Raw genomic sequence first — 14,265 nt, 5'->3', positions numbered from 1 at the left:
AGAGCGTCAGCCGCCGTATGGCAAAACCCCTCGACTTCGCAAAACACTGGTTTGCCGCCAAGGGCTGGAAACCGTTCGCCTTTCAGAAAGACGTGTGGGCGGCGGTCAAACAGGGCCAGTCAGGGTTGCTGCATGCCAGCACCGGCGCGGGCAAGACCTACGCGCTGTGGTTTGCCGCCCTGAATCGTTTCGCCATCACTCGCCCGCCCGCCACGGGTAAACGCAAGCCACCTGCTGAACCGCTGACAGTGCTGTGGATCACGCCCATGCGCGCATTGGCCGCCGACACGGCACGCGCACTTGAAGCGCCGCTTGAGGCCCTGCAGATTCCCTGGAGCGTCGGCCTGCGCACCGGCGACACCAGCAGCAGCGAACGCGCCCGCCAGAGCCGCCGCCAGCCCACCGCGCTGGTCACCACGCCGGAAAGCCTTACATTGATGCTGGCGCGGGCTGACAGCGAAACGAGCCTGGCGCACGTGCGCATGGTGATCGTGGATGAGTGGCATGAACTGATCGGCAATAAGCGTGGGGTGCAGCTGCAACTGGCGCTGGCACGCTTGCGGCGCTGGCATCCGGCGTTGATGGTGTGGGGGATCTCGGCGACGCTGGGCAATCAATCCCACGCCTTGGAGGTATTGGTCCCACAAGGCGGCGGTATCAATGTGCAGGGGCAAACGGCCAAAGCGTTGAAGGTCGATACCTTGTTACCGCCCACTGCCGAGCGTTTTCCCTGGGCCGGGCATATAGGTTTGAAGATGTTGCCGCAGGTCGTCGCCGAAGTTGACTCCAGTAGCAGTTGCCTGGTGTTTACCAACACGCGGGCGCAGTCAGAGATCTGGTATCAGGCATTACTCGAGGCACGTCCGGATTGGGCCGGCGTGATCGCCCTGCACCACGGTTCGCTCTCCCGCGAAACCCGCGACTGGGTGGAGCGCGCCCTGAAAGACGGCCAGCTCAAGGCGGTAGTGTGCACCTCCAGCCTGGACCTGGGCGTGGATTTCCTGCCGGTGGAGCGCGTGCTGCAAATCGGCTCGGCCAAAGGCGTGGCGCGCCTGATGCAACGCGCCGGGCGCTCCGGCCATGCGCCTGGGCGGCCGTCACGGGTGACGCTGGTGCCGACCCACAGCCTGGAACTGGTGGAGGCCGCCGCCGCCCAAGATGCGATTGCGCAGCGACGCATCGAAGCCCGCGAATCGCCTTACAAACCGTTGGATGTGCTCGTACAACACTTGGTGAGCATGGCGCTGGGCGGTGGGTTTACGCCGGACGCGCTGCTGGCGGAAGTCCGTGGCGCCTGGGCTTATCGCGACCTCACGGAGGCCGACTGGGCCTGGGCGCTGGGGTTTGTACGCCATGGCGGGCTGTCGCTGACCGCTTACCCGGATTACCGCCGCGTCGAGCCTGATGAACAGGGCGTCTGGCGTGTGCCGGATGCGCGCTTGGCACGTCGCCATCGCATGAGCGTGGGCACCATCGTCAGCGACGCGAGTATCCAACTGAAATTCTGGAGCAAGGGCGGCGGCGGCAAGCACCTCGGCAGTGTCGAGGAAGGCTTTATCGCAAGGCTCAAACCCGGCGATGGCTTCCTGTTTGCGGGGCGTTTGCTGGAGCTGGTGCGGGTGGAAAACATGACGGCCTATGTGCGCCGCAGTACCGCGAAAAAAGCCGCGGTGCCGCGCTGGAATGGCGGGCGCATGCCGCTTTCCAATGAGCTGGCCCAAGCTGTGGTCGAGCGTTTTGATGCGGCGGCACACGGGCACTTCGACGGCCCTGAGATGCAGGCGGTGCAGCCCCTGCTGCAAACCCAGTTGCGCTGGTCAGGCCTGCCGACGCGTGCACATTTGTTGGCCGAAGCCCTGAAGTCACGCGAGGGGTGGCACCTGTTTCTTTACCCCTTCGCCGGGCGCCAGGTGCATCTGGGGTTGGCGAGCCTCCTGGCATGGCGGGTCAGCCAACAGCAGCCGGTGACTTTTTCGATTGCCGTGAATGATTACGGGCTGGAGCTGTTGAGTGCCACGCCAGTGGATTGGCCAGTGTTGCTGAACGAGACGTTGCTGAGTCCGCAGAACTTGCTGGCGGATGTGGTGGCCAGCCTGAACGCCGGGGAACTGGCCCTGCGCCGCTTTCGCGAAATCGCGCGTATCGCCGGGCTGGTATTCGCCGGCTACCCCGGCGCGCCGAAAAGCACGCGGCAGGTGCAGGCTTCCAGCGGTTTGTTCTTCGAAGTGTTCAAGCAATATGACCCACAGAACCTGCTGCTGACCCAGGCTGGGGAAGAAGTCTTGCGTGACGAGTTGGATATTCGCCGCCTGGAACAGACATTGCGTCATCTGGCCGCGCTGAAACTGGACCTGCACCTGATCGAACGGCCTACGCCGCTGGCCTTTCCGCTGCTGGTTGAGCGGATGCGCGAGAGCATGAGTTCGGAAAAGCTCTCGGAGCGCATCGCGCGGATGGTCAAGGATCTGGAAAAAATCGCGGATAACGGGAAGCGCTGATGCATTGTTCGGTGACGCTTGAGGGGGAAGCGCTGTGGCTGCTGGCGGACAAGGCCGTGTACTGGCCCGCTCGCCGGTGCCTGTTGATTGCCGATGCGCATTTTGGCAAGGCGTCGGCCTATCGCAGCCTGGGGCAACCGGTGCCGCAGGGCACCACCACAGAAAACCTGCAGCGCCTGGACCGGCTGTTATCCGCCCTACCGTGTGCGCAGGTGATCTTTCTCGGTGACTTCCTGCACGGCCCCGGCTCTCACGCCAGCGGCACGCTGGGCGCACTGAGAGCCTGGCGTGAGCGCAACCCCGAGCTGGGTATGACCCTGATTCGGGGCAATCACGATAAACGCGCTGGCGACCCGCCTGCCGACTTGAGGATTGAGGTGGTTCCCGAGCCGTTGCTGATGGGGCCGTTTGCGCTGCAACACGAACCAGACGCGCACGCCAGCCATCATGTGCTGGCGGGGCATGTGCATCCTGTGTATCGCTTGCGCGGCAAGGGCCGGCAGAGCCTGCGCCTGCCATGCTTTCAGCTTGGGCGGCGGATCAGCCTGCTACCGGCGTTCGGGGCATTTACCGGCGGTTATGCAGTGGAGCAGGACGACGGACGGCAGATCTATGTGATCGGCGACCAGGACGTATGGCCAGTTCGATAAAGCATTGAGCATACGTCCTGCCCCTCACGCATCAGGCGACCGGTGCGGGTGGCGGCTCGTCGGGAATTGTCGGCACACCGGGTTCGGTGGGCTGTTGGGGCCAATCTTCGTCAGGCTGGCCAGGGATGCCGCCTGCATACGCAGGATCGGCCATCAGGGACCAGGCCAGAACACCAATCTGGTTGGGTTCAAGCCGGGCGAGTTCGGCACTGATTCGCGGGTCGATCTTCATAAGGTACTCCTCAAGCGTGGCTCGGTGCGTTTTGCACGCACCGAGGCAGTACACCCAATAGAGTCACTTCCCGCAGACTAATTCCCTTTACGTGTAAGACCTTTCGATCAAGCGCGTGGGAGGGTGACGCCGCGCTGGCCCTGGTACTTGCCGGCGCGGTCTTTGTAGGACACTTCACAGGCCTCGTCGGACTGCAGGAACAGCATCTGTGCCACGCCTTCGTTGGCGTAGATCTTCGCCGGCAAGGTGGTGGTGTTGGAGAACTCCAGGGTCACGTGACCTTCCCACTCCGGCTCAAGCGGCGTCACGTTAACGATGATGCCGCAGCGTGCGTAGGTGCTTTTACCCAGGCAAATGGTCAGCACGTCACGGGGAATACGGAAGAACTCCACGGTGCGCGCCAGGGCGAAGGAGTTTGGCGGGATGATGCACACGTCGCTCTTGACGTCGACGAAGCTTTTTTCGTCGAAGTTTTTCGGATCGACGATCGCCGAGTTGATATTGGTGAACACCTTGAATTCATCAGCGCAACGCACGTCATAGCCGTAGCTGGAAACACCGTACGAAATCACGCGGTCATCGCCTTCGCCACGAATCTGGCGTTCAACGAACGGTTCGATCATGCCGTGCTCTTGCGCCATGCGGCGAATCCACTTGTCCGATTTGATGCTCATGGCGGGTGTCCTGAATAGCGAGGTGGAAAAATTCTGTTGGGCATCTTACCGGGGCCAGCCGTGGGGTTCAAAGGGCGTGGGGCTTTTCTTGACGAATGTGCTGCCTGCTATAAGCCGCAGCCAGTGGCGCCGGGACCCAAGTTGCAATGTCCAGTGACTGTAAATACCACCGCCAGTCACGAAATTAGAGAAACCTTAGGAAATACCATTGGCACGTTCCGGAAAAAGGGTTAAGGTGGCGCCACTGTGCTGCTTGTGTCACTGAGAATCTCTACACGATATGTTGAATTTCGATCCAACCATCTCCAAGAATTTTTCCTGCTCTTTGCACTCAGTCTCGGCCAGGGCTTTTCCTGAGTCGCAGTTAACTTTGTCCAAGGAGATACACCATGTCTAATCGCCAAACTGGTACCGTTAAGTGGTTCAACGATGAAAAAGGCTTCGGCTTCATCACTCCACAATCCGGTGACGACCTGTTCGTTCACTTCAAAGCTATCCAATCCGACGGCTTCAAAAGCCTGAAAGAAGGCCAACAGGTTTCTTTCATCGCTACCCGCGGTCAGAAAGGCATGCAAGCTGAAGAAGTTCAAGTTATCTAACTTGTACTGACTCAGTCGAAAAAACCCCGCCCTTAAAAGCGGGGTTTTTTTATGCCTGCTCGTTCCCACGCTCCGCATGGGAATACCTCTTGTGACGCTCTGCGTCACGCTTTGGTACGCAGAGCGTCCCGGGCTGCATTCCCGGAACGATCGCCGCACAGCAAAACGCCCGGTGCATTCACATGCACCGGGCGTTTTTATAGCTGCCTTGCAGGCCGTTATTGAAACAACGACTCACTCGACAAGCCATTCTTTTCGAGGATCTCACGCAAGCGCTTGAGGCCCTCTACCTGGATCTGCCGCACCCGCTCACGGGTCAGACCAATCTCCAGGCCTACATCTTCCAGCGTACTGCTCTCATGGCCACGCAGGCCGAAGCGGCGAATCACCACTTCACGCTGCTTGTCCGTGAGCTCAGACAGCCACTGGTCAATACTTTGGGAAAGATCATCGTCCTGCAACAGCTCGCAAGGATCTGTTGGACGATCATCCGTCAGGGTGTCCAGCAGGGTTTTATCCGAATCCGGACCCAGCGAGACATCGACCGAAGACACGCGCTCGTTCAGGCCGAGCATGCGCTTGACCTCCCCTACCGGCTTCTCCAGCAGGTTGGCGATTTCTTCAGGCGAAGGTTCATGATCGAGTTTTTGTGTCAGCTCACGTGCCGCCCGCAGGTAGACGTTGAGCTCCTTGACCACATGGATCGGCAACCGGATCGTGCGGGTCTGATTCATGATCGCCCGTTCGATGGTCTGGCGAATCCACCAAGTGGCATAGGTCGAAAAGCGGAAGCCCCGCTCAGGGTCGAACTTCTCCACCGCCCGGATCAAGCCCAGGTTGCCCTCCTCGATCAGGTCCAACAGCGACAGGCCACGATTGACATAGCGCCGGGCGATTTTCACCACCAGTCGCAGGTTGCTTTCAATCATGCGCTTGCGCCCAGCCGGATCCCCCTTTTGCGACAAACGCGCAAAATGGACTTCTTCTTCGGGAGTGAGCAGAGGGGAAAAGCCGATTTCATTGAGGTACAGCTGCGTGGCGTCGAGCGCCCGCGTGTAATCAATGTACTTGTGCTGTTTTAACGCGGTGGAGTTCTTGGATTTGGTGCGAACTGAAGGCGTTGCAGACCCTTCATCATTCGACATCGATTCCTTTTCGGTGAGTATCTCCATTTCAAGGAGAACCTCATCGTCGATGTCAAACTCCGGCGCTTCTTTACTGAGAGCCATTGTTATAGTCCTTTGGTGAGTTCGACCTCAAGCTCAAGCGACGCCTTTATCCTTGGCAACGCTGGAGCCTGTTCCTTCTACGTGAGGGAACAGGCTGTGCAACACATCAACGACGGGGTAGGAATTGCAGCGGATCTACAGGCTTCCCTTGACGGCGAATCTCAAAGTGCAGTTTCACCCGGTCTGTACCCGTTGACCCCATTTCGGCAATTGTCTGTCCGACCTTGACCTGCTGCCCCTCCCGAACCAACAACCTGCGGTTATGACCGTAGGCACTGACGTAGGTATCGCTGTGTTTGATGATGACCAGCTCGCCGTAGCCCCGCAAACCACTCCCGGCGTACACCACTGTCCCATCAGACGCAGCTAAAACAGGCTGTCCCAAATCCCCGGCGATATCAATGCCTTTATTCAAACTACCGTTTGAAGAGAATTTTCCAATCAATACCCCGTTTGAAGGCCACCCCCAACCGGTCGGCGCAGGCCCTGCAGGCGGCAACGGCGCGGGTGCCGGCTTGCCCGCAACCGTAGGCGTGGCGCTGCCTGCAGGCCGAGTGATGATCGTGGTTTTGCTGGAGGACGACGGCGAAGATCCGGATTTTGTCACAACTGCCGTAGGCGAAGAACCGGTGCGCCCATCAAAACGAATGGTCTGCCCCGGATGTATCGTATAGGGCACAGGAATATTGTTACGAGCTGCGAGTGCCTTGTAATCCCACCCGTAGCGGAAGGCGATCGAGAACATTGTGTCCCCCTTTCGCACTACATACTGCCCGGTGGTGACCGTTGGTTTTTGCGGCACGGCGCTGGCGTTATTTCGGTCGACAACCCGCGCGCCACTGGATGGGGAGCTGGAGCAACCCGCCAATAAGGAACTCAAGACAAGGCCAAGCACCAGTCGCTGAAAGCTTGTTTTACTCATACGCTGCGCAAGACCTGTGAGACTCACCCGCCGCTCCCTTTGTGGTGGCTGAACATGAACGCCTGTATCAGGCTTGAAATATGACGCAAGTATAACTGGGCATTGAATTTTTACCGGCACACGACTGAAACGAAAAATTCACCATGTTTAAAGCCGACTTCCATTCATGTTGACTCAACAAGCCCCGCTGTAAGACACATCCCCGACAACAGAATTCACTGTTTACGAATAAATGATCAGGCCAGCGGGCCATTGAGCAACGGTACGAAGCGCACGGCGCCCAGCACATGCCGGGAAAAGCCTTCGTCCTCACGGATAATGAGCATCAATTGTTGCACTTCGCCGGAGCCCACCGGGATGACCAGCCGCCCGCCAGGCGCCAATTGATCGAGCAACGCCTGCGGTACATCGGTCGCGACGGCCGTGACGATGATGCCGTTATACGGCGCCAGCGCCGGCCAGCCTTCCCAGCCATCGCCCCAACGGAACACCACGTTGCGCAGGTTCAACTCCACCAGGCGCTCCTTGGCACGGTCCTGCAGGACCTTGATGCGCTCCACCGAGAACACCCGCTCCACCAGTTGCGACAGCACGGCGGTTTGATAACCCGAACCGGTGCCGATCTCCAGCACCTTGTCCAACGGCCCCGCCGCCAGCAGCAGCTCGCTCATGCGCGCGACCATATAAGGCTGCGAGATGGTCTGGTTATGGCCGATGGGCAGCGCAGTGTCTTCATAGGCGCGGTGCGCCAGCGCTTCATCGACGAACAGGTGACGTGGGGTGCGCCGGATGACTTCCAGCACCTGAGCGTTTGACAGCCCTTCTTCGTACAGACGCTGGATCAAACGCTCACGGGTACGCTGGGAGGTCATCCCGATGCCACGGCGCAGCAGGTCATCTTGTTCACGCGCCATCAACGCAGCCCCTCGAGCCAGCCATCGAGACTACTGAAGGCATCACTGAAGGTGCGATCAAGCTGCAACGGGGTAATCGAAACATAACCTTGCATCACCGCATGAAAGTCCGTGCCCGGGCCACCGTCTTCGGCGTCGCCCGCTGCCGCGATCCAATAACCTTCCCTGCCACGCGGATCGACCACCTTCAATGGCGCGGCCGCACGGGCGCGATGGCCCAGGCGCGTCAACTGGATGCCGCGAATATGGTCGAGGGGCAAGTTAGGAATATTGACGTTGAGCACCGTTCGCGGTGGCAAATCCAGAGAACCGTGAGCTTCCACGAGTTTGCGGGCGAAATACGCCGCCGTCGCCAGGTTGTCCAGTTGCCGCGAGGCAAACGAAAAGGCAAACGAAGTACGCCCCAGGAAACGACCTTCAAGGGCCGCCGCCACGGTGCCGGAATACAACACGTCATCGCCCAGGTTGGCGCCCAGGTTGATGCCCGACACCACCAGGTCCGGCTCTTGGTCCAACAAGCTGTTGATCGCCAGGTGCACGCAGTCGGTGGGGGTTCCGTTCACGCTGATAAAGCCATTGGCCAGAACCTGCGGGTGCAACGGACGGTCGAGCGTCAGCGAACTGCTGGCGCCGCTCTTGTCCTGGTCCGGGGCAACCACCACACACTCGGCATAATCTTCCAGCGCAGCATAAAGCGCGGCAAGGCCAGGTGCAGTGGCACCGTCATCGTTTGATATCAGAATACGCATGGGCTGTCCGTCTGCCCCACCGGCACCAGATCAACAAGCTCGCGCACCAAGACAGTGGCGAAGCATCCGGCCGGCAGGACGAATTCCAATTGCAGAATGTCAGGACCGGGATAATGCCACGTCAACCCGCCAATGGGCAGTCGCAGAATGCGCCGTTCCTGGCTCATACCGGCATTCACCAGCCAATCGCGCAGGTCAGCTTCGCTGGAGGCGACCGCTTGTTCCAACGCATAGGTTGCACCGCTTGCGGGCGAATCACCCTCGCCCCACTGGGGCCCGGTTGGGTGCAGGTCCAGAATCGCCAGGCGTGGGTCGCTGCATTCAGCCTCCCCCGCCGGGAAAAAACTGCGGCTGTCGGTAAACGCCAGCAGATCGCCGACCTGGGCACGTTGCCAGGAGCCGTCTGCAACACGTGCCGCCAAGACTTTGTTGAACAAGAAGCTACGCGCGGTGGACAGCAACCGCGAACGCACATTGCGCTGCTCCGGCAAGGCCTTGCGCGCGGCCCATTCACGCGCGTCCACCACGTTGCCGCCGTTGTGGCCGAAGCGCTGGGCACCGAAGTAGTTGGGGATGCCGTGCTGGGCAATCAGTTGCAAACGCGCGTCGATGGCAGTGGTGTCACCGGCCAATTGGGTCAAGCGCAAGGTAAAGCCGTTGGCCGAGTGCGCGCCGCGCTGCAGCTTGCGCTTGTGACGGGCCATTTTGAGGATCTTGAGGGTCTCGTCTTGCGCACCGCTCATGTCCGGGTCGGCCTTGCCCGGCAGTTGCACGCTGAACCACTGGCGGGTCAACGCCTGACGATCCTTGAGCCCGGCATAACTGACGGTGCGCAAGGGTACGCCGGCGGCCTTGGCGATACGCCGCGCGGCTTCTTCAGTATTCAAGCCGCGCTTTTCCACCCACAGCCACAGGTGCTCACCGTCACCGGTCAGCGGGATATCCAGCACTTCGTCTACCTGGAAATCTTCAGCCGTGGCCTTCAGGACTGCGCTGCCCAAGGCCTCGCCATAGGCCCGTGGGCCCAACAGTTGCAGGTCATTCATGCGCGCAGCAACAAGGCGACGGCGTGCACCGCGATGCCCTCTTCCCGTCCGGTAAACCCGAGCTTTTCGGTGGTGGTGGCTTTCACGTTGACTTGATCCAGTTCAATTTGCAGATCCGCGGCAATCAGTGCGCGCATCGATTCGATATGCGGGGCCATTTTCGGCGCCTGGGCCACGATGGTGGTGTCGACATTGCCGACCTTCCAGCCTTTGGCGTGGATCAGGCCGACCACATGGCGCAGCAACACACGGCTGTCCGCGCCCTTGAAGGTCGGGTCGGTGTCCGGAAAATGTTTGCCAATATCGCCCAACGCCGCCGCGCCGAGCAAAGCATCGCTCAAGGCATGCAACACTACGTCGCCGTCGGAATGAGCCAGCAACCCATGGTGGTGCGCAATGCGCACGCCGCCCAAGGTGATGAAATCGCCTTCGGCGAAACGGTGCACATCGTAGCCGTGGCCAATACGCATAAAAAAACGCCCCGATTTAATTCAGGGCGTGATTCTACCTACTTTTGCCTCACATTAACCGAGCAAAGCACGACCATGATGTCGCAAATGATCTTCAATGAAGCTGGCGATAAAGAAGTAGCTGTGGTCGTAGCCAGGTTGCAGGCGCAGTTCGAGCGGATGGTTGGCCGCCTTGGCCGCTTGCTGCAGGGCTTCGGGCTTTAGCTGCACGGCGAGAAAATCGTCGCGGTCGCCCTGGTCCACCAGCAACGGCAGCTTTTGCGAGGCCTCGCTGATCAGCACGCAGGCGTCCCATTCACGCCACTTCGAGCGTTCTTCGCCCAAATAACGCGAGAAGGCTTTTTGGCCCCACGGGCAATCCATCGGGTTGTTGATCGGCGAAAATGCAGACACCGATTGGTAACGCCCAGGGTTGCGCAAGGCACACACCAAGGCACCGTGGCCGCCCATGGAGTGGCCGCTGATGCCACGTTTATCCGATGCCGGGAAATGCGCTTCAACCAACGCCGGCAATTCCTGCACCACGTAGTCATGCATCCGATAGTGCTTGGCCCAAGGTTCCTGCGTGGCGTTCAAGTAGAAGCCGGCGCCCAGGCCGAAATCCCAAGCATTGTCCGGATCGCCCGGCACACCTGGCCCACGCGGGCTGGTGTCGGGCGCGACGATAATCAGCCCAAGCTCGGCGGCCATGCGCTGCGCGCCGGCCTTCTGCATGAAGTTCTCATCCGTGCAGGTCAGCCCGGACAGCCAGTACAACACCGGCAACTTGCCGCCCTGCTCGGCTTGCGGCGGCAGGTAGACAGCGAAGGTCATGTCGCAACCGAGCACATCGGAGTGATGCTTGTAGCGTTTATGCCAGCCGCCGAAGCTCTTCTGGCAGGACAGGTTTTCCAGACTCATGGCCGACCTCAGAAGTGGATGACGGTACGAATGCTCTTGCCTTCATGCATCAGCTCAAACGCTTTGTTGATGTCTTCCAGGCCCATGGTATGGGTGATGAAGGTGTCCAGCGGGATCTCGCCGGTCTGGGCCATTTCCACGTAGCTTGGCAATTCGGTACGGCCACGCACGCCACCGAACGCCGAACCGCGCCAGACGCGCCCGGTCACCAGCTGGAAGGGCCGCGTAGCGATTTCCTGGCCGGCACCGGCAACACCGATGATCACCGACTCGCCCCAACCTTTGTGGCAGCACTCGAGCGCGGCGCGCATCAGTTGCACATTGCCGATGCACTCGAAGGAAAAGTCCACGCCGCCGTCGGTCAAGTCGACGATTACGTCCTGGATCGGGCGGTCGTAGTCTTTCGGGTTGATGCAGTCGGTGGCGCCCAGTTGCTTGGCGATTTCGAACTTGGCCGGGTTGATGTCGATGGCAATGATGCGTCCGGCCTTGGCTTTGACCGCACCGATGACGGCCGACAGGCCAATGCCGCCGAGGCCGAAAATAGCCACGGTATCACCAGGCTTGACCTTGGCGGTGTTGATCACTGCACCAATGCCAGTGGTGACGCCGCAGCCCAGCAGGCAGACTTTTTCCAGCGGCGCTTCTTTAGGAATCTTGGCGACCGAGATTTCCGGCAGCACGGTGTACTCGGAGAACGTCGAGGTGCCCATGTAGTGGAAAATCGGCTGGCCTTTGTAGGAAAACCGCGTGGTGCCGTCGGGCATCAAGCCTTTGCCCTGGGTGGAACGGATGGCCTGGCACAGGTTGGTCTTGCCCGACAGGCAGAATTTGCACTTGCCGCATTCGGGCGTGTACAGCGGGATCACGTGATCGCCGACGGCCACCGAGGTCACGCCTTCGCCAATCGCTTCAACCACCGCACCACCTTCATGACCCAGGATCGACGGGAAAATGCCTTCCGGGTCGGCGCCCGACAAGGTGTAGGCGTCGGTGTGACACACGCCGGACGCGACCACGCGCAACAGCACCTCGCCGGCCTTGGGCATGGCGACATCCACTTCAACAATCTCAAGGGGCTTTTTCGCTTCAAAGGCTACGGCGGCGCGGGACTTGATCATCCGGGTTTCTCCAGGGAGTTAAAAACTGAGGCAGTGAGTGTAAAACATGGCCCAGTGATTAATAATCCGGGCAAAAGCAAAACATTATTGCTGTACAGGGACAATTACCATGTTGGAAAACCGCTGGGAAGGCATAGACGAGTTTGTCGCCGTGGCCGAGTGCAGCCAGTTCACCGCGGCGGCAGAGCGTCTTGGAGTGTCCTCGTCGCACATCAGCCGCCAGGTCGCGCGTTTGGAAGAACGGCTGCAAACGCGATTGCTGTATCGCAGTACGCGAAAGGTAACCCTCACCGAGGCCGGCCAGACCTTCCTGCAACACTGCCAGCGTTTACAGGACGGTCGCGAAGAAGCCTTGCGCGCCGTGGGTGACCTGACCAGCGAACCCAAGGGCATGTTGCGCATGACCTGTGCGGTGGCTTACGGCGAGCGGTTTATCGTGCCGCTGGTGACGCGGTTCATGGCGCTCTATCCGCAACTGCGCGTGGATATCGAGTTGAGCAATCGCCAGTTGGACTTGGTGCATGAAGGCCTCGACCTGGCGATCCGACTGGGCCGCCTGCAAGACTCGCGCATGGTCGCCAGCCGCCTGGCGCCACGGCGTATGTACTTGTGTGCGTCGCCTTCCTACTTGGCGCGGTATGGACGGCCACATAGTTTGTCGGAATTGAGTCGGCATAACTGCCTGATCGGCAGCTCGGACATCTGGCAACTGGCCCAGGACGGGCGCGAATTCTCCCAACGGGTGCAGGGAAACTGGCGCTGCAACAGTGGGCAGGCGGTGCTGGATGCAGCGCTGCAAGGCGTCGGGCTGTGCCAGTTACCGGATTATTACGTGCTGGAGCATTTGCACAGCGGGGCGTTGGTGTCGTTGCTGGAGGCGCATCAACCGCCGAATACGGCAGTATGGGCGCTGTATCCACAGCAGCGGCATTTGTCGCCGAAGGTGCGCAAGCTGGTGGATTTCTTGAAGGAAGGGTTGGCTGAACGGCCGGAGTACAGCGTTTGAAGATGCGGTGTCGGCTATGACCTCTTCGCGAGCAAGCCCGCTCCCACATTTGGAATGCATTTCAAATGTGGGAGCGGGCTTGCTCGCGAAAGCGTCGAGGTGGCGTCACTGTCTATCTGCGGTTAGTCCACCGCAACCTGAGCCACTCCAGGTCTTCGGGCCGGGTGACCTTGATATTGTCCGCGCGCCCTTCGATCAGGCGCGGCGCCTGGCCGGACCATTCCATGGCCGAGGCTTCGTCGGTGATCACGGCGTCAGCCACCAAGCTGTCGGCCAAGGCACGGTGCAGGGCGCCGAGGCGGAACATCTGGGGTGTGTAGGCTTGCCAGATCAGGCTGCGGTCGACGGTTTCGACCACGCGGCCATGCTTGTCGACGCGCTTGAGGGTGTCGCGCGCGGGCACGGCCAGCAAGCCGCCGACCGGATCATCCGCCAGCTCAGCCAGGAGTTTGTCGAGGTCGTCACGGCTCAGGTTAGGCCGCGCGGCATCGTGAACCAGTACCCAATCGTCATCACTGGCGCCCAGGGCATTCAATTGCAACAACGCATTGAGCACCGAGCCTGAGCGTTCGTCGCCGCCATCCGCGCGCACGATACGTGGGTCGCTGGCGCACGGCAGGTTCGGCCAATAGGGATCATCTACAGCAAGACTGACCACCAGCCCCTTGAGGCCTGGATGGTCGAGAAAACAGCCGAGGCTGTGTTCGAGAATAGTGCGCCCGCCCAGTTGCAGATATTGCTTGGGACGGTCCGCGACCATACGGGCACCGACGCCCGCGGCAGGAATCACGGCCCAGAAGGCCGGTAAAACGTTACTCATTGGGCCAACTGGTAGAGGGTTTCGCCCTCCTTGACCATGCCCAACTCATGACGAGCCCGCTCTTCAACGGTCTCGGTGCCTTTTTTCAGCTCAAGCACTTCAGCATCAAGGACGCGATTGCGCTCCAGCAGGATTTCGTTTTCGGCGTGCTGATCGGCAATTTGCTGGGTCAGTTCTTTCACCTGCGCAAAGCTGCCATTACCGACCCATAGGCGGTACTGCAGGCCAGCCAGCAATAAGAGCAAGACGAGGAACAACCAATTGGGACTGCGCATCGAAATCCGGGTATCCAGTAAAAAAAGACAGCCATGCAAAACTTTTGAAGCAACTGATAGCACGAAGCCTGGATGAACCAGGCTTGTGCTTGTTAGTCATGAGATTAGCGTCGAAATTCACGCTGTCGTGATTTTTCCGACGTAATCCGCTGACCTTTTA

General features: G+C 60.0%; 16 protein-coding genes. 4 read left to right on the top strand and 12 right to left on the bottom strand.

The annotated features are described in order from the left end of the window. The first annotated feature begins 17 nt into the window (after nt 1-17). A complete protein-coding gene (locus ACA065_RS07155) occupies nt 18-2,498 on the top strand; it encodes a ligase-associated DNA damage response DEXH box helicase (RefSeq protein WP_497695311.1) in 2,481 nt (826 codons plus the stop codon). Beyond that, complete coding sequence (pdeM, locus tag ACA065_RS07150) at nt 2,498-3,148, top strand: ligase-associated DNA damage response endonuclease PdeM (RefSeq protein ID WP_497693904.1); 651 nt, start codon at nt 2,498-2,500, stop codon at nt 3,146-3,148. The genes ACA065_RS07155 and pdeM overlap by 1 nt, the downstream gene beginning before the upstream one ends. Before the next feature lie 31 nt (nt 3,149-3,179). Here the strand turns inward: pdeM and ACA065_RS07145 are convergent, their stop codons facing one another. Both ACA065_RS07145 and dcd read right to left on the bottom strand, forming a co-directional pair. Further along, the gene (locus tag ACA065_RS07145; RefSeq protein WP_497693903.1) at nt 3,180-3,380 is read right to left on the bottom strand and encodes a hypothetical protein; all 201 of its coding nucleotides are present in this window, start codon (nt 3,378-3,380) and stop codon (nt 3,180-3,182) included. A 107-nt stretch (nt 3,381-3,487) separates the two neighbouring features. After that, the gene (dcd, locus tag ACA065_RS07140) at nt 3,488-4,054 is read right to left on the bottom strand and encodes a dCTP deaminase (protein ID WP_003172320.1); all 567 of its coding nucleotides are present in this window, start codon (nt 4,052-4,054) and stop codon (nt 3,488-3,490) included. Between the two features lie 389 nt (nt 4,055-4,443). Here dcd and ACA065_RS07135 point away from each other — a divergent pair, with 389 nt between their 5' ends. Then, a complete protein-coding gene (locus tag ACA065_RS07135; RefSeq protein ID WP_002554837.1) occupies nt 4,444-4,653 on the top strand; it encodes a cold-shock protein in 210 nt (69 codons plus the stop codon). 218 nt (nt 4,654-4,871) lie between these two features. Here ACA065_RS07135 and rpoS read toward each other — a convergent pair whose 3' ends face one another. From rpoS to ACA065_RS07095, 8 genes are all read right to left on the bottom strand, one after another. Then, entirely contained in the window at nt 4,872-5,882 is a 1,011-nt protein-coding gene (gene rpoS / locus ACA065_RS07130) for an RNA polymerase sigma factor RpoS (RefSeq protein WP_016974430.1), read from the bottom strand. Nucleotides 5,883-5,988: 106 nt separating this feature from the next. Then, nucleotides 5,989-6,831, bottom strand: coding sequence for a peptidoglycan DD-metalloendopeptidase family protein (locus ACA065_RS07125; protein ID WP_497693902.1), 843 nt, complete (start codon nt 6,829-6,831; stop codon nt 5,989-5,991). 209 nt (nt 6,832-7,040) lie between these two features. Then, entirely contained in the window at nt 7,041-7,676 is a 636-nt protein-coding gene (locus ACA065_RS07120) for a protein-L-isoaspartate(D-aspartate) O-methyltransferase (RefSeq protein ID WP_169850588.1), read from the bottom strand. Nucleotides 7,677-7,717: 41 nt separating this feature from the next. After that, a complete protein-coding gene (gene surE, locus ACA065_RS07115) occupies nt 7,718-8,467 on the bottom strand; it encodes a 5'/3'-nucleotidase SurE (RefSeq protein WP_497693901.1) in 750 nt (249 codons plus the stop codon). Then, nucleotides 8,455-9,513: a tRNA pseudouridine(13) synthase TruD gene (gene truD / locus ACA065_RS07110; protein WP_497693900.1), complete on the bottom strand. Its 1,059-nt coding sequence runs from the start codon at nt 9,511-9,513 to the stop codon at nt 8,455-8,457. The genes surE and truD overlap by 13 nt, the downstream gene beginning before the upstream one ends. After that, on the bottom strand, nt 9,510-9,983 hold the full coding sequence (gene ispF / locus ACA065_RS07105) for a 2-C-methyl-D-erythritol 2,4-cyclodiphosphate synthase (protein ID WP_497693899.1): 474 nt from the start codon (nt 9,981-9,983) through the stop codon (nt 9,510-9,512). Before ispF ends, truD begins: the two co-directional genes overlap by 4 nt. Nucleotides 9,984-10,037: 54 nt before the next feature. Beyond that, complete coding sequence (fghA, locus tag ACA065_RS07100) at nt 10,038-10,883, bottom strand: S-formylglutathione hydrolase (RefSeq protein WP_497693898.1); 846 nt, start codon at nt 10,881-10,883, stop codon at nt 10,038-10,040. 8 nt (nt 10,884-10,891) lie between these two features. Next, nucleotides 10,892-12,004 carry an S-(hydroxymethyl)glutathione dehydrogenase/class III alcohol dehydrogenase gene (locus tag ACA065_RS07095; protein WP_497693897.1) on the bottom strand — a complete coding sequence of 371 codons (1,113 nt, stop codon included), beginning with the start codon at nt 12,002-12,004 and terminating at the stop codon, nt 10,892-10,894. A gap of 109 nt (nt 12,005-12,113) precedes the next feature. On the opposite strand from ACA065_RS07095, the gene ACA065_RS07090 reads away from it, so the two are divergent. Beyond that, nucleotides 12,114-13,010 (top strand): LysR substrate-binding domain-containing protein, encoded by an 897-nt coding sequence (locus ACA065_RS07090; protein ID WP_497693896.1) that lies wholly within the window; start codon nt 12,114-12,116, stop codon nt 13,008-13,010. A 112-nt stretch (nt 13,011-13,122) separates the two neighbouring features. On the opposite strand, the gene ispD is transcribed toward ACA065_RS07090, so the two are convergent. Together ispD and ftsB are read right to left on the bottom strand one after the other, a co-directional pair. Then, nucleotides 13,123-13,830, bottom strand: coding sequence for a 2-C-methyl-D-erythritol 4-phosphate cytidylyltransferase (gene ispD, locus ACA065_RS07085; RefSeq protein WP_497693895.1), 708 nt, complete (start codon nt 13,828-13,830; stop codon nt 13,123-13,125). After that, the gene (gene ftsB / locus ACA065_RS07080) at nt 13,827-14,105 is read right to left on the bottom strand and encodes a cell division protein FtsB (protein ID WP_058412406.1); all 279 of its coding nucleotides are present in this window, start codon (nt 14,103-14,105) and stop codon (nt 13,827-13,829) included. The genes ispD and ftsB overlap by 4 nt, the downstream gene beginning before the upstream one ends. Nucleotides 14,106-14,265 lie beyond the last annotated feature (160 nt).

This window comes from Pseudomonas sp. LBUM1640, assembly GCF_059716225.1.
Note: the sequence above shows the minus strand (reverse complement) of the source record. Positions and strands in the feature narration are given on the sequence as shown.